Genomic DNA, 22,331 nt, shown 5'->3' with positions numbered 1-22,331 from the left:
ATGGACTCGCTCATTCATTCACTTCGTGACATCACCATCCGCCGGATTTCGGTCAGCGAGATGGACAACAACGTGTACCTGCTCACCGCCAAGGCGTCCGGCGCGCAGCTCCTGATCGATGCGGCCGATGATCTGGCCGCCATCCAGGGGCTGCTGGCCGACGCCGCCGCGGATACCACCGCGACGCCGAAACTTGCTCTGATCGCCACCACCCACCAGCACTGGGACCACGTCCGTGCGCTGCCGGGCCTGGTGGAAGCGACCGGGGTGAAGACGGCTGCCGGGACGGATGACGCCCCGGAACTGCCGGTGAAGGTCGATGTGCTGCTCGATCACGGCGACGTCGGCAATTTCGACGGGTTCGACGTGACGGCGGTGCACCTGCGCGGCCACACCCCGGGTTCGGTGGCATTCGTGTACCAGGACCCGGAGGGACCGGCGCACATCTTCTCCGGCGACTCGCTGTTCCCCGGTGGAGTGGGCAATACACAGCAGGATCCGGAGCGGTTTGCCCAGCTGCTCACGGATGTCAGCGAGCGGCTGTTCGACGTGTATCCGGACGACACCGTGGTGCACCCGGGCCACGGGAAGCCGACCACTCTGGGCGCGGAACGCCCGCACCTGGAAGAGTGGCGCGCCCGCGGCTGGTAACTGGCGCTAGAGGTTGTGACTTGCGCTGCGCATAATGCCGGTCGCTGCGGGAATTCCCGTAGCGACCGGCATTTTGCGCGTCATCAGCTACTTTATCTGGCGCACAAGCGACCTTAGCGGCTGCGGCGTTCGTTCGACGCCGGGGCCGACGCGCGGCGGGGTCCGCCGCTGCGGGCCGGACGGCCTTCGCCGGAGCGGCCGTTGCCGCCGCCTGCGTAGGATCCGCCGGAGGTGCCGCCGGTGTTGGAGGACCAAACCGCTGCGGAGCCGCCGGACTTGGTGCCTGCCGCGGCACGCTGGCCGGTTGCGGGACGTCCGCCGCGCTGGCCGCCGGCCGAGGCGCCGGTACGGCCTGCACCGGCGCGGGGTGCCCCGCCGGTGCGCGGTGCCGAACCGGTGCGGGGTGCGGAACCGCCGCGGGAGTCGCTACGACCCTCCGCAGCGCGACCGTCCGAGCCACGGCCAGCCGAGGCGCGGCCGCCGGCTGCGGGAACATCGTTGTGGTGCGCGTAGGCCGTGGTGCGGCCACGGCCCCGGGCGTTGCGACGCTCGGCGCGCTCGGCGTCGGCCCGGTCCTGGTTCTTTTCCGCGACGCGCTCTGCGGCGTTTCGGGCAGCGGCCTGGCCTTCGTAGGCCACGGCGCGGCGCTCGGCACGGGGAAGATCGGTACGGGGAGCCTCGGCTCCGACGCGTCCTCGTCCGCCACGGCCGCCACGGCCACCCGCGGTGGGTGCAGCCTGGGTGGTGCGGCGGGCGCGCTTGCGCTCGGCGTTGGCACCGGTGGAGGTGCCGCCGCCCTGCTGCTTGGCCTTGGTGGCCAGCAGCGCGGCGCGGGTGCGCGGATCGATCTTATCGGCCATCTCGCCGACCAGCTCGGCAACCAGCGGGGAGTTGGCGGTGACGCGCTCGAAGTTGACCTCGACGCCGGCAGCCTTCATCAGCTTCTTGACGTCGGACTGCTGCTCCGGCAGGGTCAGCGTGACCACGGTGCCGTCGGAACCGGCGCGGGCGGTACGGCCCGAGCGGTGCAGGTACGCCTTGTGCTCCGTGGGCGGATCCACGTGGATGACCAGCTCGACGTCGTCGACATGGACGCCGCGGGCGGCGACGTCGGTGGCCACCAGCACGCGGACGTCGCCGGAGGAGAACTCGGCGAGGTTGCGGTCACGGGCGTTCTGCGAGAGGTTGCCGTGCAGATCGACCGCGGGGATGCCGGCGTCGGTCAGGGTCTTCGCCAGCTTGCGGGCATGGTGCTTGGTGCGCATGAAGAGCACCCGGCGGCCGGCGCCCGAGGCGAGCTCGACGATCAGCTGCTTCTTGACGGTCTGGTCGTTGACGACCAGGACGTGGTGCTCCATGGTGGTGACCGCAGCCTGTGATTCGTCCACGGCGTGGGTCAGCGGATTGGAGAGGTAGCGCTGCACGATCTTGTCCACGCCGTTGTCCAAGGTGGCGGAGAAGAGCAACCGCTGGCCCTGGCTGGGGGTCATGTCCATGAGCTTCTTGACCACCGGGAGGAAGCCGAGGTCGGCCATGTGGTCTGCCTCGTCCAGGACGGTGATCTCGACGGCTTCGAGGGTCAGGATGCGCTGGCGGATCAGGTCCTCCAGGCGGCCCGGGCAGGCGATGACAATGTCGACGCCGGAGCGCAGCGCCTTTTCCTGGCGGGCCTGGGAGATGCCGCCGAAAATGACGGTAGTGGTCAGGCCCATGGCCTTGGCCATCGGCTCGATGGTCGCGTTGATCTGGGTGGCCAGCTCGCGGGTGGGCGCCAGGACCAGGCCCATCGGGCGGCCGGGCTTGCGGAAGTGCGCGGCTTCCCGCTCGGCGAGCCGTGCCACCAGCGGAATGGCGAAGGCGATGGTCTTGCCGGAGCCGGTACGGCCGCGGCCCAGGACGTCGCGTCCGGCCAGGGTGTCCGGGAGCGTCTTGACCTGGATGGGGAACGGTTCAACGATCCCCTGGGCGGTGAGGGTGTCGGCGAGGGCCTTGGGCGTGCCGAGGGCAGCAAAAGTAGTCATGTGTTTCAAAGGTCTTTCAGGCGGTATCCAAGCGGATATCGGCCCCCGGTGCCGGTTGGCCCAGGGGTTCGCCGAAGAAAAGTCAGGTGATCAACCGGGCCGCTTGCAAAGTTTTGCAGGCCGCCGGGACCAAATAGAACGCGTTCATCGACGCAGGATGTGCCTCTCACATGAATAAAGCCCACGGCCTGCATTTGGAGTCCGGAGGAATCCTGCAGGGGATCCGGCCGGTGAACCGAGGCTGACCAAACCGAATCCAAAGTGGGCATCACTGCACATCAAGTTCCTCCAGTCTAGCATCTGCGCGTGCCCTCCCGTTTTCAGGGCCTCCCAACCAGCTCGCAATAGTTGTCGTTTTGCGCGCTCATAACGACAACTATTGCGAGTCAGTTGGGCGGGCCTGCGGCGCCTAGGCTCGCCCGGATCCGGACACCCGGGGAGCGACCGCCACGCCCGCCACGCCGATCGCCGCAGTAAGCGCGAAGACCCCCGCGAAGGGCGCGACGCCGGTGCCGGCCGCCGTCGTGAACGCCGCGAAGACGATCCCCGTCGCGGCCAGCGCCAGGGCGCCGCCGAGGGAGTCGGAGATGGACATTGCCGAGCTGTTGAAGCCCTCGGTGTCCTTCGTGGACAGCGCCAGGGTCATCACACTCAGCCGCGGATACATCAGCCCCATCCCGCCGCCGGCGAAGATCCAGCCGGTGATCGCGACGGCGGCCGGCCACGCCAGGAGCGTGGTCGCCAGCGCCAGCAGCACGGCGCCGAGGACCAGCGCCGAGCCGATCCTGATCGCGCGGCGGTGGTCCAGCCTGGCCCCGAGCCGGCCCTGGATCGCGGAGGCCGCGGCCCAGGCGAGCGCTCCGCCGGTGAGGGTCAGGCCGGCGAAGGTGGGCGAGAAGACATAGCGCTCCACCAGCAGGTAGGGCAGGTACACCTCGGCGCCGAAGAACGCCGCGGACGCGAGCCCGCGGGCGAGGATGACGGCGGGCAGGCCGCGGCGGGCCGTCAGCGTCCCGCTGGGCACCAGGGGGCGGACGGCCACCAGCGCGACGACGACGGCGGCCGCCGCCAGCACCCAGCCGGCCGCCGGCAGCTCCACGGACAGGTTCAGCCCCAGCACGGCGAGCGCCGCGAGGCCGGCCCAGGCCAGCCGGCCGTAGTCCCACGGTCTGGGCGACGCCGCGCCGTCCTCGGCGCCGCCGGAGAGTCCGCGCAGGGCCGGGACGATCATCAGCAGGGCCGGCACCACCAGCCCCACCACACCGAGGAAGACCCAGTGCCAGCTGGCCAACTGGGCGACCAGCCCGGCGGCGAAGGGGCCCACCAGCGAAGGAATGACCCAGGCCGCGGCGAAGGCGGCGAAGATCTTGGGGTGCAGCACGGGCGGATAGACGCGGGCCACCACCACGTAGAGGGCCACCGTCACCGCGCCGCCGCCGAGCCCCTGGACCAGCCTTCCGGCCAGGAGCATGGCCATGGTCCCGGCCGATCCGGCGATCAGCAGGCCCAGGACGAACAGCGCCACGGAAGCATAGAGCGGGCCCACCGGGCCGCGCCGGTCCGACCAGTTCCCGGCGGCCACCATCCCGATGACGCCGGTCGCCAGCGGCCCGGCGAATGCGAGGGCGTAAAGGCTGGCGCCATCCAGTTCGCGGCTGACCAGCGGCATGATGGTGGTTACCGCCAGCGATTCAAAGGCCGCCAGGAAGACGAGGGCCAGGGCGCCCAGGGTCACCAGCAGGTAGCTGCGGTGGAAGATGCCGCCGGTATCCGGGGCGGTATCAGTGCCCGGTACGGGAGGGTCTATTTGAGGCACGTGCCACAGCCTACTAGAGGGGTGCCGGGCGGGTGCCCCAGCCGGGACGGAGCGCCCAGCCCGCCGGACGGTCCCCGGCCATCACCGAAATGCTCACCCGGGCGCGTCGAGCCCCTGGGCCGAAACCACCACGGCGCCGCTCGCCCTGGAATCCGGATTCAGCATCCAGCCCACCCGTTTGACCGTGCTGAGCATGACGACGCTTTCGACCAGCTCGATCCCGGGCACCTTCTCCTGAAGCTCCAACTCGATGCCCATGACATCCGCCAGGGACTGCAGCCACATGATGATCACGAAGTTTGTGGGACCTGTGGTGGAAGCGCTGAGCCGCACATTCCGCATCGCCTTCAGCTCGGCGGCCGCCGCCTCGTGCCGGCCGGCCGGGACGTTGACGAACCACTGGCAAGTGACGGGGAAAGCCGAAAACCTCTGGGCGACCTCGCAGCGGAAAGACAGGATCCCGCTCGCGAGCACCCGATTCAGCTGCCGCTGCACGGTGGCCGGGTGCCTGCCCAGTCCGCGCGCGATCTCCGCCGCCGTCGCCCGGCCGTCCTTGGCCAGGAACGGCAGGAGCGCCAGGTGGCTGGCCGGCAGGCTCTCCCTGGCGGCAGTCGGGGCGACGCCGGTGGCCTCGGGGCCGGCCATTGCCTTCACGGCGGCCTGCTGTGCGCGGCTGAGCACGTTGAGCCGCCAGGACCCGCCGCTTGCGTGCAGCCTGGTGCACAGCGCGGTCTGATATTTGAGCAAGCCGTCAATCTCCTTCAGCCGTTGGATCACTCTCGTGCTGAACTCGTCCAGGGAGGGCGTGATAACGGTCAGCATCAGGTCCCGGTTGCTGGCCGCCTCCTCGACCGTGATGATTTCCGGCATCCTGGCGAGCCTGGCCGTGACTTCAGCGCGCCGGTGCATTTCGCAGTCCACGGCAACGAACGCCAGGCACATCTGATGGGGGTCGCCGATCAGGTGGGCGGTAATCCAGGAGACGCCCGAAGCCCGCAGCCGTTCCCAGCGGGCGGCCAGGGTGGTGGCGTGGACGCCCAGCACCTCCGCGGCATCCGCCCAGCTCAAGCGCGGCGCGATCTGCAGGACGTTGATCAGGGCGAGGTCGTCCTCGCTGAGTTCCACCATTCACTCCTTCACTCATGCACAAAAACTGTGATGCAGATCAGTTCCTGCATATTTCCAGCCCTTTGACCGCCTGTGAACCACGTCACTTCAGAATAGACGAGAAAGCCGAACCCACCACAAAGGAGACCACGTGCCGATCACCGCAGACGCCCGGGAAATGCAGGCTGACCTTGCCCGGTTCCGCCACGAGCTGCACCAGGAGCCCGAGATCGGACTGACCCTGCCCCGCACCCAGGAGAAGGTGCTCCAGGCACTCGACGGGCTCGGCTACGAGGTCACCCTCGGCACGGACACGACGTCCATCACCGCGGTTCTGCGCGGCCAGGCGGCCGGGAACGGCGTGGATACCCGACCGGCGGTACTCCTGCGCGCGGACATGGACGGCCTGCCGGTGCAGGAGAAAACCGGCGTGGACTTCACGTCCAGGGTCGACGGCGCCATGCACGCCTGCGGCCACGACCTTCACACCGCCATGCTCACCGGCGCCGCAACGCTCCTGGCCGAGCGGCGGCACCGGCTGGCTGGCGACGTCGTGCTGATGTTCCAGCCCGGCGAGGAGGGCTTCGACGGCGCCGGCCACATGATCCGCGAGGGCGTGCTCGATGCCGCCGGCCGGCGCGTGGACGCTGCCTACGGCATGCACGTGTTCTCCGCGCTGGAACCGCACGGCACCTTCTGCACCAAGCCGGGCGTCATGCTCAGCTCCTCCGACGGACTGATGGTCACCGTGCTCGGCGCCGGCGGCCACGGTTCGGCCCCGCATTCAGCCAAGGATCCGGTCACGGCCGCCGCCGAAATGGTCACCGCCCTCCAGGTCATGGTCACCCGCCAGTTCAACATGTTCGACCCCGTTGTCTTGTCCGTGGGGGTGCTCCAGGCCGGCACCAAGCGCAACATCATCCCGGAAACCGCGCGCATCGAGGCCACCATCAGGACCTTCTCCGAGCAGTCCCGGCAGAAAATGATGGACACCGTGCCGCGCCTGCTGAAGGGCATCGCCGCGGCGCACGGCCTCGACGTCGACGTCGACTACCAGCAGGAATACCCCCTCACCATCACCGACGAGGACGAGACGCGCACCGCGGAAACCGTCATCGAGGGCCTGTTCGGCGACTCCCGGCTCGCCCGCTGGGCCACCCCGCTGAGCGGCTCCGAGGACTTCTCGAGGGTCCTCGCCGAGGTCCCCGGCACCTTCATCGGGCTGAGCGCCGTCCCCCGCGACGCCGACCACGCCACCGCCGCGTTCAACCACTCCCCGTACGCGACGTTCGACGACGGTGTGCTGGCCGACGGTGCCGCGCTCTACGCGGAGCTCGCCATTTCCCGGCTTGCCGCACTTGCGGCAGCCAACGCCCCCGCCGCGGCCACGGCCGCCGGCTCAACCCTTTCCTAGCCCCATCCCCTGAGGGAGAAGACCATGACAGCAACCGCGTCCATGCCGACGGCAACCCGGACCTCCACCCGCAAGACAATCATCGGCACCGGCATCGGCAACGCCGTCGAATGGTACGACTGGGCCATCTACGCCACGTTCACGCCATTCATCGCCAGCCAGCTCTTCAGCAAGGCCGATCCCGCCTCGGCGGTGCTGTCGACGCTGGCGATTTTCGCCGTCGGCTTCGTGGCGCGGCCCTTCGGCGGCTTCCTGTTCGGCTGGATCGGTGACCGGATCGGCCGCAAGGCTTCGATGACCCTGGCCGTGGGGCTCGCCTCGGTGGGCAGCCTGATGATCGGCATCGCGCCGACCTTCGCTGCGGTCGGCGCGTGGGCCTCGCTCATGCTCCTGGTGGCGCGCCTGGTCCAGGGGCTGGCCCACGGCGGCGAGCTGCCGTCGTCGCAGACGTACCTGTCCGAGATGGCGCCGAGGGAACACCGCGGCTTCTGGGCCACCCTGATCTACACCTCCGGCACGGTGGGAATCCTGTTCGGAACCCTGCTGGGCGCCGTGCTGAACATGGTCCTCAGCACCGAAGTGATGAACGCGTGGGGCTGGCGCATCCCGTTCCTGGTCGGCGCAGCCATGGGCCTCTACGCGCTGATCATGCGGTCCCGGCTGCACGAAACGGACGTCTTTGCCGGCGAAGCCTCGGCGGAGAAGCACGCTCCGATCTGGCCGCAGATCGTCCGCCACCGCAAGCAGGCCCTGCAGGTGATCGGATTAACGGTCGGCTTGACGGTGATCTACTACATCTGGGGTGTTGTCGCCCCCAGCTACGCCACCACGGCCCTGAAGATTGACCGCGGCGAAGCCCTGTGGGCCGGCGTGATCGGCAACATCGTCTTCATCGCGGCACTGCCCTTCTGGGGCAAGCTCTCAGACCGGATCGGCCGCAAGAAGGTCCTGTGGGCCGGGGCGATCGGCGCAGGCATCATGCACTTCCCGATGACCGCGCTGCTCAAGGACTCCGCCTGGCAGCTGGCCGTCAGCATGTCCGTGATGCTGGTCTTCATCGCCGCCAGCGCTGCGATCGTTCCGGCCGTCTACGCCGAACTGTTCCCCACGAGCATCCGCACTGTCGGCGTCGGCGTTCCCTACTCGATCTGTGTGGCGCTGTTCGGCGGCACCGCGCCCTACCTGCAGCAGTGGCTCGGAACCAGCCTGCAGATGCCGCAGCTGTTCAACGTCTACGCCGTGCTGCTGCTCGCCATCTCCGCCGTCTTCGTCTTCACCATCCCGGAAACGAAGGGCAAGGACCTCACCCTCTGAGGTGGCGCACCAGGGCCGGCCTGCGTCAGTCGCCGACGAAACGATCCTTGCCGGCCCGGTACCCGAACACGGCGGCCAGCGAGCCGACCACCAGGAAGAGCACGCCCGCCGCGGCGAAGGATCCGGTGGCCTGGTGCAACTGTCCGACCAGCAGGGTTCCGGCCGAGCCGACGCCGTAGCCCACCCCCTGCATCATGCCGGACAGGTGGGCGGCGGTGTGGCCGTCGCGGGTGCGGAGCATGATCATGGTCAGGGCCACCGCGGTGAGGCTGCCCTGTCCCAACCCCAGCAGCCCGGTCCACACCCAGACCAGGTCCAGGGGGCCGAAGATGCTCAGGGCGAAGCCGCCGCCGGTCATCAGCGCCACCACCGTGTTGATGGCGCGCTGGTCCCGGAGCCGGGCGGCGAGGGCGGGGGCAAACAGGGATCCGAGCATCTGCAGCACGATCGAGGCGGACACGATCAGGCCGGCCGTACCGCCGTCGACCCCGCGCTCGCGCAGGATCGGCGCCAGCCAGGCGAAAACGCTGAAGGACATCATGGCCTGGAGCACCATGAACCCGGTCACCTGCCAGGCGACCGCCGAGCGCCACACGTTGATCCCGCTGGCCGCGATCTGGTGCCGCCCGTGGCGCTGGGCCGCCGCCAGCGGCAGGAACAGCAGGAGTACGACGCCGGCCGGCAGCGCCCAGAACCACAGCGCCGCCGTCCACTGGCCGCTCGCGCTGAACAGCGGGTAGGTGAAGCCGGCGCCGAGGGCCGCGGACGCGCAGATCGCGGTGGTGTAGAGCCCGCCCATCAGGCCGAGCCGGTGCGGGAAGTCGCGCTTCACGAGGCCCGGAAGCAGGACATTGCAGAGCGAGATGGCAGCGCCGCAGGCCGCCGTGCCGGCCAGGAGCGCAGGCAGGTGGCCCAGGCCGGGTACGTCCAGGGGGCGCAGCAGCAGGCCTGCGGTCAGCACGGCCATGGCTCCAAGCAGCACCCGTTCGGCCCCGAACCGGCGGGCCAGCCGCGGCGCGAGCGGGGCGAACACACCAAGCAGGGTCACCGGCGCCGTGGTCAGCGCGACGACGGCCCAGCCGGGCAGGCCGACGTCGGCCGTCACTTCCGGAAGGACCGCGGCGAAACTGGAGAAGACGGTGCGCAGGTTCAGTCCGATCAGCACCAGGCACACGCCCAAATAGGCCAATGCGCGGCGGCTGCCGAGTAGGGTGGGCTCCGCGGCGGGAACGTCGTCTATCTCCGCGTCCACCAGGGGATCCAGCCGCTGGTGCGGGTGGCCGCCGGCAGCGGTGCGGGCGGGCACGGGTGCGTTTCCAGGTGTCGTCACCGACCCATTCTGGCAGGCGCGGGGCGCCGCTTCGAAAGAATGGCGGAGCGACGCATGGACGCCCGGACCGTCCTCCGCGTGGCCGTATGGTGGTTCCCCGGTCCGTCGGGCCTGCGCGAACTCCACTATTCTGGGAGTGATGAGCGAATCCCCAGAATCCCCCCAGACGCCGCAGCCTCCCCGCCCGGTTACTCCCGGCAGCCAGGCATCGTTCGGCACCTACGGCGGCCGGCCGGTCAGCTTCGTACGCCGCGGCACCCGCCTACAGGGACGCCGCCAGGCCGCGTGGGAAGAGCACTCGGACCGGTGGGCGGTGGAGGTCCCCCGGCACATCGCCAACACGTCCGTGCACCCCGCTTACGTGTTCGACGCCGAGGCCGAGTTCGGCCGGACGGCTCCCTTGATTGTCGAGATCGGCTCGGGGCTGGGCGACGCCGTCTGCCACGCGGCCGAGGAGAACCCGGACAAGGACTTCCTGGCCGTGGAGGTCTACACCCCGGGCCTGGCCAACACCCTCATCAAGATCAACAGCCGCGGGCTGAGCAACGTCCGGGTGGTGGAGGCCAACGCCCCCGAGGTGCTTGCCACCATGCTCCCGGCGGGCTCGGTCACCGAGCTCTGGGTCTTCTTTCCCGACCCCTGGCACAAGTCGCGGCACCACAAGCGGCGCCTTATCCAGCCGGCCTTCGCCGAGCTCGCGGCCCGGGCGCTCAAGCCCGGCGGTATCTGGCGGATCGCGACCGACTGGTCCAACTACGCCGTGCACGTACGCGAGGTCCTGGCCGGCTCCGCCGACTTCGAGAACCTGCACGAGGGCGAGCGCAGCGGCGCTGACAGCCCGCTCACGCAGGTCTGGGAGTCCGGGGTGGAGTCCGTTGTGGGCGGGGCCCCGGTCAAGGAGGGCCGCGCGCCGGTCAGCACCGAACACACCGGGCCCAACGAAGGCGTCGACGAGACCGGCGGCTGGGCGCCTCGGTTCGAGGGCCGGATCCTGACGAGCTTCGAGAACAAAGCCCACGAAGCGGGCCGGCTGATCTTCGACCTCTGCTACCGGCGCCGCTGACACACGCACCCGCCCGGTCCCGGTGCCGGGACAGCGGCCGGCGTGGCACCAGTGCTGTTGCGCAGCAGGTTCCCGTGGCACGATTACCGAAGATGCATGGCTAGCGGCGGCACGAAGGCGCCAGCCGAGCCAGAAGACGCGAAGGACCGATCATCAAAAAAGAACTTAAGGACGCCGCGGAAGTCGCCGAGGACGTCACCAACTCCAAGCCGCTCGAGTACGCGGCACGGGCAGGGTTCGCCGTTTCCGGCGTCCTGCACTTCCTGATCGGGCTTGTCGCGATCCGGCTCGCGATGGGCGGGCAGGGGCAGGCTGATGTCAGCGGCGCCGTTGAGGAACTCGCCAAGCAGCCGGCTGGACCGGCGCTGCTGTGGAGCGCCTTCGCGGCCTGCGTCGCCCTGGCCATCTGGCAGACCAGCGACGCGGTGTTCGACTTCAACCGCCTGCCCACCAAGGACAAGGTCGGCAAGAAGCTCAAGGCCGCCCTCCAGGCCGTGGTCTATGCCGGGTTCGGGCTCACGCTGGCGTCCGTGGCCCTCGGGGCCCACGCAGACCACCGCCGCTCCACCAGCGACCTCACGGTCCAGCTCATGAAAGCCCCGGCCGGCGTGCTGCTGCTGATCGTCATCGGCGCCGCCATCGCGGTCACCGGCGTCGTCTACGCCATCCGTGGCTTCCGGAAATCGTTCCTCAAGTACCTGCGCCTGCCCGCCAACGAGCACACCCGCACCGCGGTGACCGTCGCCGGTGTCGCCGGCTATGCCGCCAAGGGTGTGGCCCTGCTGTTGACCGGGCTGCTGATAGTCATCGCCACCGTGAAGGCGAACCCGGCGGAATCAACCGGGCTCGACGGCGGCCTGAAGGCCCTGCGCGAGCAGCCGCTCGGGATGTACATGCTCGCCGCCGTCGGCGCGGGCCTGATCTGCTACGGCATCTTCCTGGCCGTCCGGGCCCGGCTCGCCCGGATGTAGGGGCTTCCCTACCGCGGCGCCACGGTGATGACCGCGACGGTCTGCTGCTGGCCGTTACGCATCTCGATGCTGGCGATGCTGGCCAGCTGCAGCGGCGTGGCCCCGGTGATGCGCACCTTGCCGCTGGGGGTGGCCGTCCAGGCGCACGCCCGGTCCTCGCCGCCGTCGCGGCCCTTCACCCAGAGCGAGAGGGTGCCGTCCACTGGCATGCTCCTGCCATCGACTGCCAACTCGGTGCCCCACGTTTTCTTCACGAGGCCGACGGTGAACTGCGGCCCGTTGCCGGCCGCCACGGAATAACTGGCGTCCGGCTGGGGCTGCTGTGCCAGCAGCGGCCCGGCCAGGAAACCTACCGCCAGACAGGCCGCGGCAACCGCCGCCAGCGCCGCCGACCACAGCCGTCGCGCCTTCCGCCGGCGGGCCGCGAGCGCGGCCAGCAGCCCCCGAGGGACGGACGCCGGTGCAGCCTCGGCGGCCGGGGCGGGCCGCGTGAGTGTGGTGAGCGCGACGGCGTCGGGCACGGGGACGGCGTCGAGCAGCGCCGGGAGGCTGGCGAGTTCGTCGAGGGCCGTGCGGCAGTCCCGGCAATCGGCCAGATGCCGTTCGAAAGCCTCAGCCTCACCGGGTTCCAGGCCGCCGAGCAGATACGCGCCAAGCACCTGGTGGAGTTCGGTTCCGTTCACTGCTGCACCCCCATTTCGTCGAGGATCGTCCGCAGGGCCCGCACCGCGTAAAAGGCCCGGGACTTCACCGTGCCGGCTGGAATGTTCAGGTGCGCGGCGGCTTCCTGGACGGTGAAGCGGCGGTAGTGGAGGGCGACCAGGACGTCGCGGTGCTCCGCATTGAGGCGCAGCAACGCCTCCTCCATCAGGACCCGGTTGAGCAGCTCATCGACGCGTTCCGCGGCGCCCGCAGGGTCGGCGACCTCACGCTCGGCGGCCTCCCGCGGCCGGCGCTGGGCCTTGCGGTAGTTGTCGATCATGATGTTGCGGGCGGTCCGGAATAGATAGCTGCGCAGGCTGCCGGTGATCTGCGGCGCCTGCTGCCAGACGCGCAGCACCGTTTCCTGCACGACGTCGTCCGCCAGCTGCGGGTCGTGGCACGCGCCCAGGACGAACCGCCGCAGCGCCGTTCCGTGCTCGCGATAGATCGCGGCCACCACGTCTTCATCCAGCGGCATGCGGCACCTCCCGGGCTTGGTCCCTCTGCCCCACTAGGACGTACACGCCGGCCCGAAAGTTCAACGGAACACCCTTGAACCATTCTTCACCCGCCGCCGTCGTAACAGCTAGCCGGACAGCGAGATGGCCGGCACCTAGCCTAGGAGCCAACAATGACAAAGCACTTCGGCGCCACCCTGTCTGCCCTCGCTCTTGCCGTCGTCGTTTCCGGCTGCGCTGGGGGCAGCGGGACCACGACGCCGGCGCCGGCTGCCGGCACAACGGCGGCCTCCGCCACCACAGCGGCTGCCTCCCCGGCGCCGGCAACTTCGGCGACCGGCACCTCCGGGTCCAGCGCCCCGGCGTCGGCCGCTGAGCTTAAGACTGCCGCGACCAGCGCCGGGCAGGTGGTCGTGGACGCCAAGGGCATGAGCGTCTACCTCTTCACCAAGGACACCAAGGACTCCGGCACGAGTGCCTGCACCGGTTCCTGCATCGCCGCCTGGCCGCCGGTGCTTGCCGGCTCCGACGCACCGGCGGCGGAAGGCGTCACCGGCAAGGTGGGCACCATCCCCACGCCGGACGGCAAGAAGCAACTGACCATTAACGGGATGCCCTTGTACTACTATGCCAAGGACCGGGCGCCCGGTGACACCACCGGCCAGGGCGTCGGGAACGTTTGGTACCTCGTCAACCCAGCCGGTGAAATGATCACTTCCGCCGCTGGCGGCGGCTACTAGGCCCCGGACGCGAGGCCGTCGTCGGACTCGTCCTCGAACTCGACGGCGGCCACGATCTCCCGGGTCTCCGGGTGGATCATGTACGCCTCCTCGTCGTCCTCCAGCATGAGGAACTCGCCCTGGTCCGTGGTGAAGTGCCAGGCCAGGACGCGTTCGCCGTTGTGGTCATGGTTCGGGTCGCCCATGGTGATCTTGAGCAAGGTGTGTCCGGCCACCTCGCAGAGCTCCCGGATGATCAGCTCAAACTCCGGCGCGCTGCTGAGTTCCTCCTCGGCCGCTGCTGCCTGACGCTCCGACAGGTTCGGGATCCGGGACACCCGCTCGTGGATGTGCCGGTCGAGTTCGTCCTCGTCCAGGACCAGCAGGTCCGGCTGGCCGCGGAGCCAGGCGGCATTGAGCGCGACAATGTCCTCGGTTTCCAGCAGCGGCTCGAATTCGTCGTCGAGCTGCTCCAGGAGCTGGACCGCCTCGGGTACCGCCGCCGCACCGCCGTCTTCACCACCCAGCTCGGCGTCGCCGTCGAGATAGGCCTCCGCTTCCTCCTCCGAGAGCGAGTCATAGGCAGCCACGCTGCGGTTGAACAGGTCCAGGTGCGCGGCGGCGCCCATGCCGGCCAGCCCTTCGCGGACGTACTCGTCGATCTCCTCGCGCTCCGGCACGGTGAAGACGTACTGGGCGAAGCCGCCGCCGAGCGACTGCGTCAGATAGAAGTCCACGTAATAGCTGCGCAAGGCGTTGGCCGCGATTTCCTCGGCATCCAGCAGTTCCGCGTACATGGCGTTGACGACGTCGACGTTGTTGTCCACGATGTCCACGTTGCCGCCGTTGAGGCTCTCCCTGGTCAGCACCGGGGCATGGCTGGTGGCGGTCGGGCTCTGGGTCAGGCTGGTGCTCATGGGGATCCTCACGGTGGTGGCGGGCGCTGCTCCGGTCCCTTCCACGGTAGGCCCGCCCGGTTCCGGGGCGTCCGAGCGCGAGGTGAACGTCAGGCGAAGTTTCCGGGCACCGCCAGGCTGGCTAAGATGGATCAGATGACCAACTGCTGGAAGTAGTGCGCACATGCCATCCCATCCGGACGAGAGTGCGGCACTGGCAATACAGACCCCCGCAATCAACGACCGCTCCCTCGCGGCCGGACTTGCTTACGCCATGGGGAGCCGGGTTTCCGGGATTTCCTTCGACGCCGCCACCGGGCTGATGCTGGGCAAGGTCCGCGGCGGCGCGGACGTGCCGTATTCGACGACGGCGAAGCTGGTCCGCAAGGGCGGCGGCTGGAGCTGCACCGTCGGTGTCTGCAGCTGCCCGGTGCGCAAGGACTGCAAGCACGTGGCGGCCCTGCTGTTTGCCGCCGAGGACAACCCGGCGACCCGCGTCCAGCTGCTCGCGCCCGCGGAATCCTCCCGGCTGTCGCGCCAGCCCTCGGCGCTGGACCTGCCGGACTGGGAGCAGGCCCTGAGCCCGCTAATCGCCCGGCCTGGGATCACCCAGTCGACCAACGGCGTGCCGCTGGCACTGCAGTTCGAGATCGAGGAACCGGCCCCACACTTCTCCTACACGGGCCGCCGGGACCCGCTGCGCAGCGTCCGCCAGCTCAAGGCCCGGCCCGTCATCATGGGGGCCAAGGGCAAGTGGATCCGGGGCGACGTCTCCTGGAACACCCTGAGCTACCTGAACTACCGGCGCGAATGCAACGAAGCCCACGTTGAGTGGATGCAGGAATTCCTCGCCTCGCACACGGCCCTGGCCAACCGACAGCACGCCGGCACCGCGCCCTGGCTGGGACTGAACACTTACGCCGGCAAGAACCTCTGGAGCCTGCTGGCCGAGGCCCGGAAGATCGGCCTCGCCCTGGTCCACGGCCGGGGCGACGAACCCGTACGGCTGGCCGACGAGCCAGCCGCCGTCGGACTCAACCTGACCCGGCTCGGCGCCGAGGAGGCCGACGGCGGCGGGCTGGCGCTCGCACCGACGATCACCGTCGAGGGCGCGGTGGTGGATCCGGCATCGGTCGGGACCATCGGCCGCCCGGCCCACGGCATCTTCCTGACCTCCGGCGCCGACGCGCTGCCCGGCGTCGCCCCGGGCGACTCCGCGATCACCCTCGCACCCCTGGAGGCCGGACTCAGCGAGGAACTCCTGACCTTCGTCACCGCCGGCACCACGCTGCATATTCCGTCCCGGGACGAGGGGCGCTTCCTCACCGGGTTCTATCCCAAGCTCAAGCAGACCGCCCGGGTGACCGCCTCCGACGAATCCGTCGAGCTGCCCGCCCTGGCCGTCCCCACCCTGTCCCTGCTGGCCAACTACGGCGCAGACCACCGGGTCCGGCTGCACTGGGAGTGGCACTACAAGGCCGGAACCCTGGTCACGGCCCAGCCGCTGTGGCGGCACCCCGGCGACCACGGCTACCGCGACGACACCGCCGAGGCCCGCATCCTGGAAACCGTGGGCCAGCCGTGGGACATGGTGCCGAAGCTCGGCGAATCGGCTACCGGAGGCTGGGGCACTCCGCGGCTGGCGGCGTCCGCGGAGCTCAGCGGCCTGGACACCCTCGCCTTCACGGAGGAGGTCCTCCCTAAGCTGCGCGAGCTTTCGGAAGTTTCCGTGGACACGGCCGGCGAGATTGCCGACTACCGCGAGGCCGAGGAAGCCCCGGTGGTGTCGATCTCCACCAAGGCCACCGACCAGCGGGACTGGTTCGACCTGGGCATCCAGATTTCGCTCGAGGGCCAGCCGGTGTCCTTCGCCGCCGTTTTCTCCGCCCTGGCGTCGGGCCAAACCAAGATGCTGCTGCCCAGCGGCGCGTACTTCTCCCTGGACCTGCCCGAGCTGCACCAGCTGCGCGCCCTGATCGAAGAGGCGCGGGAACTGCAGGACAACAAGGACGCGCCGCTGCAGATCAGCCGGTTCCAGGCCGGGCTCTGGGACGAGCTGGCACAGCTGGGCATCGTCGACGAACAGGCCGCCGCGTGGCGCGAGGCCGTCGGCGGGCTGCTCGAGGGCGGCGTCAAGGGCCTGCCGCTGCCCGACACCCTGGACGCCGAGCTGCGCCCGTACCAGCTCGAGGGCTTCAACTGGCTCAGCTTCCTCTACCGCCACGGGCTCGGCGGCGTCCTGGCCGATGACATGGGCCTGGGCAAGACCGTCCAGGCGCTGGCGCTGATCTGCGCCGCCAAGGTCGCCGCCGCCGAGACCGCCGCGTCCGCCGTCGCCGCCACTGTCGCCCCCGGGGCCGCGGCCGACGTCGTCGTCAGCCCGCCCGGCGGCGCACCCGGCGGGGCGCCCTTCCTGGTGGTCGCGCCCACCAGTGTGGTCGGCAACTGGCAGGCTGAAACCGCGCGGTTCGCGCCGGGCCTGACGGTGCGGGCCATCAGCGAGACCTTCGCGAAAAGCGGCTCGGTGCCGGCCGAGGCAATGGCCGGGGCCGACATTGTGATCACCTCCTACGCGCTGTTCCGGATCGACTACGAGGCCTACGCCTCCCGGCAGTGGGCGGGGCTGGTGCTCGACGAGGCGCAGTTCGTAAAGAACCACCAATCCAAGGCCTACCAGTGCGCCCGGAAGCTCCCGGCCGCCTTCAAGCTGGCGATCACCGGCACACCGCTGGAGAACAACCTGATGGAGTTCTGGGCGCTGACCTCGATCGTGGCGCCGGGACTCTTCTCCAGCCCCAAGCGCTTCGCCGAGTACTACCAGAAGCCCGTGGAGAAGAACGGGGACCGGGCACAGCTGGAGAAGCTCAGGCGCCGGGTCCGGCCGCTGATGATGCGCCGCACCAAGGAACAGGTCATCCACGACCTGCCGCCCAAGCAGGAGCAGGTCCTCGAGGTCGTGCTGAACCCGCGGCACCAGAAGGTCTACCAGACGCATCTGCAGCGCGAGCGGCAGAAGATCCTGGGCCTGATCGAGGACGTCAACAAGAACCGTTTCACGATCTTCCAGTCGCTGACCCTGCTGCGGCAGCTCAGCCTGGACCCGTCCCTGATCGACCCCTCGCTCTCGGGGGTGCGCTCCAGCAAGCTGGACGTGTTGTTCGAGCAGTTGGAGGACCTCGTGGCCGAGGGCCACCGCGCGCTGATCTTCAGCCAGTTCACCGGCTTCCTCGGCAAGGTCCGCGAACGGCTCATCGAGGAAAATATCGAGTTCTGCTACCTCGACGGCAGCACCCGCAACCGCACCGACGTCGTCAACGAGTTCAAGAACGGCGCCGCACCGGTGTTCCTGATCAGCCTCAAGGCAGGCGGCTTCGGCCTGAACCTGACCGAGGCGGATTATGTGTTCCTGCTGGATCCGTGGTGGAACCCGGCCTCCGAAGCGCAGGCCGTGGACCGGACGCACCGGATCGGCCAGGCCCGCAACGTGATGGTCTACCGGCTGGTGGCGAAGGACACCATCGAGGAAAAAGTCATGGCGCTCAAGGCCAAGAAGTCCCAGCTGTTCGCCGACGTGATGGAAGGCGACGCCCTCTCCGGCGGCGCACTGACGGCGGAGGATCTGGCCGGGCTGTTCACCGACTGACGGCTGGTCCGGCCCGTCCGCGCAGGGGCGTCCAGCCCTAGCGGAGGGCGTCGATCCGGGTGTCCAATGGTGCGTATCGGGAAGAGCTTGGGCGAAGGAGCGGGTGGCCATGGCCGCGCGTATGAGGTTCATTGACACCGCGGCGCACCCGCGGCGGCCCGCATCGGCGCTGGCGTCGGTGGTGGCAGCCTTGGCCCTGGTGTTGGGCCTGCTGCCGGCCACCGCTCCGCCGGCGCAGGCGGCCACCCTGTACGGACATGACATCTCCTGGCCGCAATGCCCGACGGCGGTCGGCGGCCTGGGCCTGCCGTTTCCTCCGGCGACTACCCAGTTCGTGGTGCTGGGCCTGACCCGGGGACTGCCCTTCACCGAGAACCCGTGCCTGGCCAGCCAGGTGGCCTGGGTCGGCACCAATAACAAGCGCGCCCACGCCTACACCATGGCGGCTTTCCCCACCGCCGCCCAGCTTGCCACCTACCGCGCGCAGGGGCCGTGGTCCGCCAGTACCCGGGCCGGAGAGCTCTCCAACGTCGGTTACGCCGAAGCCCGCTACGCCCTCGCCAGCCTCCAGCGGGTGAGCTTCCGGCCACCCGTCGTCTGGATCGATGTGGAGCCGCGGCCGGCCCAGCCCTGGCCCGCCGCCACCGCGGTGCAACGGCGCGAGAACCGGTACGTGGTGGAAGGCCTGATGCGGGGCCTCCGGGACGCGGGATACTCCTACGGCCTCTACTCCTTCGCCTCCGGCTGGCAGGACATCACCGGCTCGTGGAGGTTGCCGGGGGTGCCGGTCTGGGCCACCGCCGGGCGCCTCGACTACCCGTCCGAAGCCCTGGACCGGTGCCGGCAGGCCAGCTTCTCCGGCGGCCGGGTCTTCCTGTCACAGTGGTACGACGACGTCCGCGACTACGACCTCACCTGCGCCCCCTACGCGTTTACCGCGCTGCCCGTGCCGGCCTCCGCGCTCTCGGGGGCGACCGCGGATTTCAACGGCAACTGGAACAACGATGTCCTGGCCCGGGTCGCCGCCACCGGCGAGCTGCGGCTGTACCCGGGGACGGGGCGCGGCGGGCTGTTTCCGGGCATCCGGATTGGGGCCGGCTGGGCCGCGTACAACGCCCTCGAGACTCCCGGGGACTTCAACGGCGACGGCCCCCTGGACGTCCTGGCACGGGAGGCCGCGACCGGCAAGTTGTGGCTGTACCGCGGCAACGGCACCGGCGGATGGCTCAGCCGTATCCTGGCCGGCAATGGCTGGCAGATCATGAATGGCATCCTCGGCCCGGGCGATTTCAACGGCGACCAGCGCGTCGACGTGCTGGCCCGCGAGGCAGCGACCGGCTTCCTCTGGCTCTACCCGGGCAACGGCGCCGGCGGCTGGCTCCCGCGGGTGCGGGTCGGGGGCGGCTGGAACATCTTTAATGCGCTGGTGGCCCCGGGCGATTTCGACGGCGACGGCGCCGCGGATGTCGTGGCGCGGGAGACTGCCACCGGCCGGCTGTGGCTGTACCGCGGCAGCGGCACGGGCGGCTGGCTCCCCCGGGTGCTGCTCGGCGGCGGCTGGAACGGCATGACCGCCCTGATGAGTCCCGGGGATCTCAACGGTGACCGCACACCGGACATCCTGGCCCGCGATAGCGCCGGAAGCCTCTGGCTTTACCCGCGAAGCAGTGGCGGCACGTGGCTGGTGCGGGTGCGGGTCGGAGGCGGCTGGAACACCCTCAACGCGATTTTTTGAGCCGGCGCCCCGGGGATCACACGGCGGCGGATGCCACAGCCCGCGGCGCCGGCAGGCTCTTGCGGAGCCAGCGTCCCAGGGCCTTGCCCTTGCCCGTCCACCAGCTGTCCTCGTCCGTGTCGTGGTGCCAGCGGAAGATCACCGCAACCAGGACGAAGACCCCGGCGGCCACCTGTTCCCAGGCGCCGGACGCGGCATGGACCAGCACAACGAGGGACATGCAGAGGATGGACGGAAGCGCCAGCGTCCGGAACACGGTGTTGGCTACGTAGCGCCGCCTGGAGCGCGGCACCGAGACTGCCCGGACCATATCGAAACAGACGCAGACCACCACAACGGATTGGCCAAGGGTGAGCAGGAGCAGGCCCGGCAGGGAATGTCCGAAGAGTGCGACGGCGTACAGTCCGCTGTTCATGGCCGGCCCGCGATCGTTGCGGACGCCGGCGCTGCTGCGTCCGGAATAGTTGACTGAAGCATGTGCTGTGCCCCCCGACATTTTGCACTGGAGCCGAGTCATATCGGCTGTCCACTCGGCGGCCACCCGGCTGCCAAGACCATTCAACCGGCCGCGCAGGCGGGAAGTCACTGCCTGGCGGTACCCGACTATGCGGATTAGGCCACCCGAATTTGCGACCGAGTACTCAGTTCGCCCGGGCCGACTACTTGGAGGCGGTCAGGGCGTCTCGTGCGGCCGCCACACACCACCAGGGCCTGCGAACGGCCGCGGACCGCGACGTCCAAGCCGCCGCCCGGGAGCGGAAAAGCAGACTACTGGCCCTCATCGGCCGTGCGCCGCACGCGAAGGCGGCATGCCGCATGCGAGGGGGGTAGCCCCGCCGGCAGCCCCCGTTAGCCGCGCATTTTCCCAGCCGACGACGGGAAGCCCGGGGCCGGACCGCGGATGCTCGTCTCGGAGGCAGGTAGTGCCGGAGGGAAAAGTCGAGTACAACTACGCGTTGCCCGGGCCGTTCTCCATCGCAAACGATTGGGCCATCGATTCAGCGCGGCAACCGCAGGATTGGGGGAATGCGGCTCAGGCCTGATGACTCCTGCCCGGGTGCCACCCACACAAGGAGTCTCACAAATGCGCAAGCTCACCAAGAAGAGCAAGGTCATCGCCGTTGCGGCCTCGGTCGCCCTCGTGGCCGTCGGCGGCGGCACCGCCTACGCCTACTGGACCACCACCGGCACCGGCACGGGCAACGCCGCCAACTCCACAGGCGGCGGAACGGTGACCCTGCACGCCACCTTTGCCGGAGGCCTGGCCCCGGGCAACTCGGTGCCCGTCGCGTACACGGCGGACAACAGCACCAACACCGGCACCGTCGTCGGCGCCCTCACCGCGAGCGTGACCACCAGTGCGCCCGGGTGCCTGCCGGCATGGTTCACGGTCAGCGCCAATACGTCTAACTCGCCGGTGGCGGCTAACAGCACGGGGACCTCTGTGGGGTCGGGAACGTTGACCTTCCTCAATGACGACGCCAACCAGGATGCCTGCAAGTCGGCCGTCGTCACGGTCACCGTCGGCAGCGAGTAGCTGATGTCCCGGCGGGCCGGAGACCCGGCCCGCCGGGCGGCCTTCGGGCCACCGCACAACAACGCATCAGCACGGACACCCACGACCAGGCCCTGCGCCTGGTCCAAGGAGGATAGGGAATGCAGCATCCACTGCGGTTCTTCCGGCTCGCAAGGGATCACGCGGGCCTCGCCGGCCGCGTCCTCGTCATTGGCATGCTCGCCATCTTCCTGCCAGCTGGCACCCTCTACGCCGCGGCACAGCAGTCGGCTCCCGCGAAGCCCGGAATCACCGTGCAAATCACGCCGTCCAGCCGGAACGTGGATCAGGGGCAGGCCACGAGCTATTCCGCAACGGTCAGCTCCACCGGCGGGTTCGCCGGCACAGTGCTTATGGCCCTCACCGGCCTCCCCGCCGGAGGGGCCTCCAGCATCTCGCCGTCGTCCGTCAAGCTGACCGCGGGGAGTACCGCCCCGCTCAACATCAACGTAACTACGGCATCAAACACCAGGGCCGGAGACTACGAGCTGACGCTGACGGGCCAGGGCGGAAGCGTTCAGGCTGTGCCCATCAGGGTACAACTGCGGGTCAAGGCACCGCTGCGCGTCTTTGGGGTTGCCGGCGATGCTCCAGGCCTTCTCGCGCCGGGCACCAGCCAGTCCCTTGACCTCGGATTCAACAACCCGGACAAGAGCATCGACGTCGGCAATTTGGCCGTATCGATCACGGGTGTGCTCCGCACGTCAAAGGCGATCGCGGCCAACCTGCCCTGCACGTCTCAGGACTACGCCGTGACTCAGTTCAGTGGGCGCTATCCCCTGACTGTCCCGTCCGGCAGCAGCTCACTCTCACAGCTTGGCGTTCCGTCGGCCCAGTGGCCACGGATCGCCATGCTCGACACGCCGCGCCTCCAGGACGGCTGCAAGGGTGCAGTCCTCCAACTGGCTTACACCGGATCAGGGCAGGGAAACTGAC

The 22,331-nt window shown here is 69.4% G+C and carries 18 protein-coding genes; 10 read left to right on the top strand and 8 right to left on the bottom strand.

Translation table 11 applies throughout. The features are described from left to right. On the top strand, nucleotides 1-651 hold the full coding sequence (locus tag AC1DBD_RS00430; RefSeq protein WP_441416620.1) for an MBL fold metallo-hydrolase: 651 nt from the start codon (nucleotides 1-3) through the stop codon (nucleotides 649-651). 113 nt (nucleotides 652-764) lie between these two features. Here AC1DBD_RS00430 and AC1DBD_RS00425 read toward each other — a convergent pair whose 3' ends face one another. From AC1DBD_RS00425 to AC1DBD_RS00415, 3 genes are all read right to left on the bottom strand, one after another. Further along, nucleotides 765-2,672 carry a DEAD/DEAH box helicase gene (locus AC1DBD_RS00425; RefSeq protein ID WP_476981167.1) on the bottom strand — a complete coding sequence of 636 codons (1,908 nt, stop codon included), beginning with the start codon at nucleotides 2,670-2,672 and terminating at the stop codon, nucleotides 765-767. A 409-nt stretch (nucleotides 2,673-3,081) separates the two neighbouring features. Then, nucleotides 3,082-4,488, bottom strand: coding sequence for an MFS transporter (locus AC1DBD_RS00420; RefSeq protein WP_441416618.1), 1,407 nt, complete (start codon nucleotides 4,486-4,488; stop codon nucleotides 3,082-3,084). Nucleotides 4,489-4,581: 93 nt separating this feature from the next. Next, the gene (locus AC1DBD_RS00415; protein WP_476981166.1) at nucleotides 4,582-5,616 is read right to left on the bottom strand and encodes an Lrp/AsnC family transcriptional regulator; all 1,035 of its coding nucleotides are present in this window, start codon (nucleotides 5,614-5,616) and stop codon (nucleotides 4,582-4,584) included. A 130-nt stretch (nucleotides 5,617-5,746) separates the two neighbouring features. Here AC1DBD_RS00415 and AC1DBD_RS00410 point away from each other — a divergent pair, with 130 nt between their 5' ends. Together AC1DBD_RS00410 and AC1DBD_RS00405 are read left to right on the top strand one after the other, a co-directional pair. After that, on the top strand, nucleotides 5,747-7,009 hold the full coding sequence (locus AC1DBD_RS00410) for a M20 metallopeptidase family protein (protein ID WP_441416616.1): 1,263 nt from the start codon (nucleotides 5,747-5,749) through the stop codon (nucleotides 7,007-7,009). 24 nt (nucleotides 7,010-7,033) lie between these two features. Then, nucleotides 7,034-8,323, top strand: a complete 1,290-nt coding sequence (locus AC1DBD_RS00405) for an MFS transporter (RefSeq protein WP_476891911.1) — start codon at nucleotides 7,034-7,036, stop codon at nucleotides 8,321-8,323. A gap of 25 nt (nucleotides 8,324-8,348) precedes the next feature. On the opposite strand, the gene AC1DBD_RS00400 is transcribed toward AC1DBD_RS00405, so the two are convergent. Next, nucleotides 8,349-9,629, bottom strand: coding sequence for an MFS transporter (locus tag AC1DBD_RS00400; RefSeq protein WP_476892279.1), 1,281 nt, complete (start codon nucleotides 9,627-9,629; stop codon nucleotides 8,349-8,351). A 163-nt stretch (nucleotides 9,630-9,792) separates the two neighbouring features. Between AC1DBD_RS00400 and trmB the strand changes: the two genes are divergently transcribed. Both trmB and AC1DBD_RS00390 read left to right on the top strand, forming a co-directional pair. After that, on the top strand, nucleotides 9,793-10,716 hold the full coding sequence (gene trmB / locus AC1DBD_RS00395) for a tRNA (guanosine(46)-N7)-methyltransferase TrmB (RefSeq protein ID WP_441416614.1): 924 nt from the start codon (nucleotides 9,793-9,795) through the stop codon (nucleotides 10,714-10,716). 152 nt (nucleotides 10,717-10,868) lie between these two features. Then, on the top strand, nucleotides 10,869-11,687 hold the full coding sequence (locus tag AC1DBD_RS00390; protein WP_441417822.1) for a DUF1206 domain-containing protein: 819 nt from the start codon (nucleotides 10,869-10,871) through the stop codon (nucleotides 11,685-11,687). 8 nt (nucleotides 11,688-11,695) lie between these two features. Here AC1DBD_RS00390 and AC1DBD_RS00385 read toward each other — a convergent pair whose 3' ends face one another. Then, entirely contained in the window at nucleotides 11,696-12,370 is a 675-nt protein-coding gene (locus AC1DBD_RS00385; protein WP_476981165.1) for an anti-sigma factor family protein, read from the bottom strand. Next, nucleotides 12,367-12,867 carry a sigma-70 family RNA polymerase sigma factor gene (locus AC1DBD_RS00380; protein ID WP_476981164.1) on the bottom strand — a complete coding sequence of 167 codons (501 nt, stop codon included), beginning with the start codon at nucleotides 12,865-12,867 and terminating at the stop codon, nucleotides 12,367-12,369. The genes AC1DBD_RS00385 and AC1DBD_RS00380 overlap by 4 nt, the downstream gene beginning before the upstream one ends. Nucleotides 12,868-13,020: 153 nt before the next feature. Here AC1DBD_RS00380 and AC1DBD_RS00375 point away from each other — a divergent pair, with 153 nt between their 5' ends. Then, entirely contained in the window at nucleotides 13,021-13,587 is a 567-nt protein-coding gene (locus AC1DBD_RS00375; protein ID WP_476909227.1) for a COG4315 family predicted lipoprotein, read from the top strand. On the opposite strand, the gene AC1DBD_RS00370 is transcribed toward AC1DBD_RS00375, so the two are convergent. Beyond that, nucleotides 13,584-14,483, bottom strand: a complete 900-nt coding sequence (locus AC1DBD_RS00370) for a DMP19 family protein (RefSeq protein ID WP_476909226.1) — start codon at nucleotides 14,481-14,483, stop codon at nucleotides 13,584-13,586. The two genes, AC1DBD_RS00375 and AC1DBD_RS00370, sit on opposite strands and share 4 nt — an antisense overlap. A 163-nt stretch (nucleotides 14,484-14,646) precedes the next feature. Here AC1DBD_RS00370 and AC1DBD_RS00365 point away from each other — a divergent pair, with 163 nt between their 5' ends. Together AC1DBD_RS00365 and AC1DBD_RS00360 are read left to right on the top strand one after the other, a co-directional pair. Further along, the gene (locus tag AC1DBD_RS00365) at nucleotides 14,647-18,105 is read left to right on the top strand and encodes a DEAD/DEAH box helicase (protein ID WP_476909225.1); all 3,459 of its coding nucleotides are present in this window, start codon (nucleotides 14,647-14,649) and stop codon (nucleotides 18,103-18,105) included. Nucleotides 18,106-18,214: 109 nt separating this feature from the next. Further along, nucleotides 18,215-19,840, top strand: coding sequence for an FG-GAP repeat domain-containing protein (locus AC1DBD_RS00360; RefSeq protein WP_476916917.1), 1,626 nt, complete (start codon nucleotides 18,215-18,217; stop codon nucleotides 19,838-19,840). A gap of 16 nt (nucleotides 19,841-19,856) precedes the next feature. Here the strand turns inward: AC1DBD_RS00360 and AC1DBD_RS00355 are convergent, their stop codons facing one another. Then, nucleotides 19,857-20,255 carry a hypothetical protein gene (locus tag AC1DBD_RS00355; protein WP_441416607.1) on the bottom strand — a complete coding sequence of 133 codons (399 nt, stop codon included), beginning with the start codon at nucleotides 20,253-20,255 and terminating at the stop codon, nucleotides 19,857-19,859. Nucleotides 20,256-20,924: 669 nt separating this feature from the next. On the opposite strand from AC1DBD_RS00355, the gene AC1DBD_RS00350 reads away from it, so the two are divergent. Together AC1DBD_RS00350 and AC1DBD_RS00345 are read left to right on the top strand one after the other, a co-directional pair. Then, nucleotides 20,925-21,377 carry a hypothetical protein gene (locus AC1DBD_RS00350; RefSeq protein ID WP_476981163.1) on the top strand — a complete coding sequence of 151 codons (453 nt, stop codon included), beginning with the start codon at nucleotides 20,925-20,927 and terminating at the stop codon, nucleotides 21,375-21,377. A 119-nt stretch (nucleotides 21,378-21,496) separates the two neighbouring features. After that, nucleotides 21,497-22,330 (top strand): COG1470 family protein, encoded by an 834-nt coding sequence (locus AC1DBD_RS00345; RefSeq protein ID WP_476981162.1) that lies wholly within the window; start codon nucleotides 21,497-21,499, stop codon nucleotides 22,328-22,330. The last annotated feature ends 1 nt before the right edge of the window (nucleotide 22,331 follow it).

This window comes from Arthrobacter sp. 10T419 (genome assembly GCF_056394105.1).
This window is presented reverse-complemented; position numbering and strand designations above follow the sequence as displayed.

Excerpts from the sequence above, each read along its gene's own strand:
- AC1DBD_RS00345 (WP_476981162.1), top strand. The coding sequence starts at position 21,497 with ATGCAGCATCCACTGCGGTTCTTCCGGCTCGCAAGGGATCACGCGGGC.
- AC1DBD_RS00380 (WP_476981164.1), bottom strand. The coding sequence starts at position 12,867 with ATGCCGCTGGATGAAGACGTGGTGGCCGCGATCTATCGCGAGCACGGA.
- AC1DBD_RS00425 (WP_476981167.1), bottom strand. The coding sequence starts at position 2,672 with ATGACTACTTTTGCTGCCCTCGGCACGCCCAAGGCCCTCGCCGACACC.
- trmB (WP_441416614.1), top strand. The coding sequence starts at position 9,793 with ATGAGCGAATCCCCAGAATCCCCCCAGACGCCGCAGCCTCCCCGCCCG.
- AC1DBD_RS00405 (WP_476891911.1), top strand. The coding sequence starts at position 7,034 with ATGACAGCAACCGCGTCCATGCCGACGGCAACCCGGACCTCCACCCGC.
- AC1DBD_RS00415 (WP_476981166.1), bottom strand. The coding sequence starts at position 5,616 with ATGGTGGAACTCAGCGAGGACGACCTCGCCCTGATCAACGTCCTGCAG.
- AC1DBD_RS00370 (WP_476909226.1), bottom strand. The coding sequence starts at position 14,483 with ATGAGCACCAGCCTGACCCAGAGCCCGACCGCCACCAGCCATGCCCCG.
- AC1DBD_RS00375 (WP_476909227.1), top strand. The coding sequence starts at position 13,021 with ATGACAAAGCACTTCGGCGCCACCCTGTCTGCCCTCGCTCTTGCCGTC.
- AC1DBD_RS00430 (WP_441416620.1), top strand. The coding sequence starts at position 1 with ATGGACTCGCTCATTCATTCACTTCGTGACATCACCATCCGCCGGATT.
- AC1DBD_RS00355 (WP_441416607.1), bottom strand. The coding sequence starts at position 20,255 with ATGAACAGCGGACTGTACGCCGTCGCACTCTTCGGACATTCCCTGCCG.
- AC1DBD_RS00360 (WP_476916917.1), top strand. The coding sequence starts at position 18,215 with ATGGCCGCGCGTATGAGGTTCATTGACACCGCGGCGCACCCGCGGCGG.
- AC1DBD_RS00350 (WP_476981163.1), top strand. The coding sequence starts at position 20,925 with ATGCGCAAGCTCACCAAGAAGAGCAAGGTCATCGCCGTTGCGGCCTCG.
- AC1DBD_RS00365 (WP_476909225.1), top strand. The coding sequence starts at position 14,647 with ATGCCATCCCATCCGGACGAGAGTGCGGCACTGGCAATACAGACCCCC.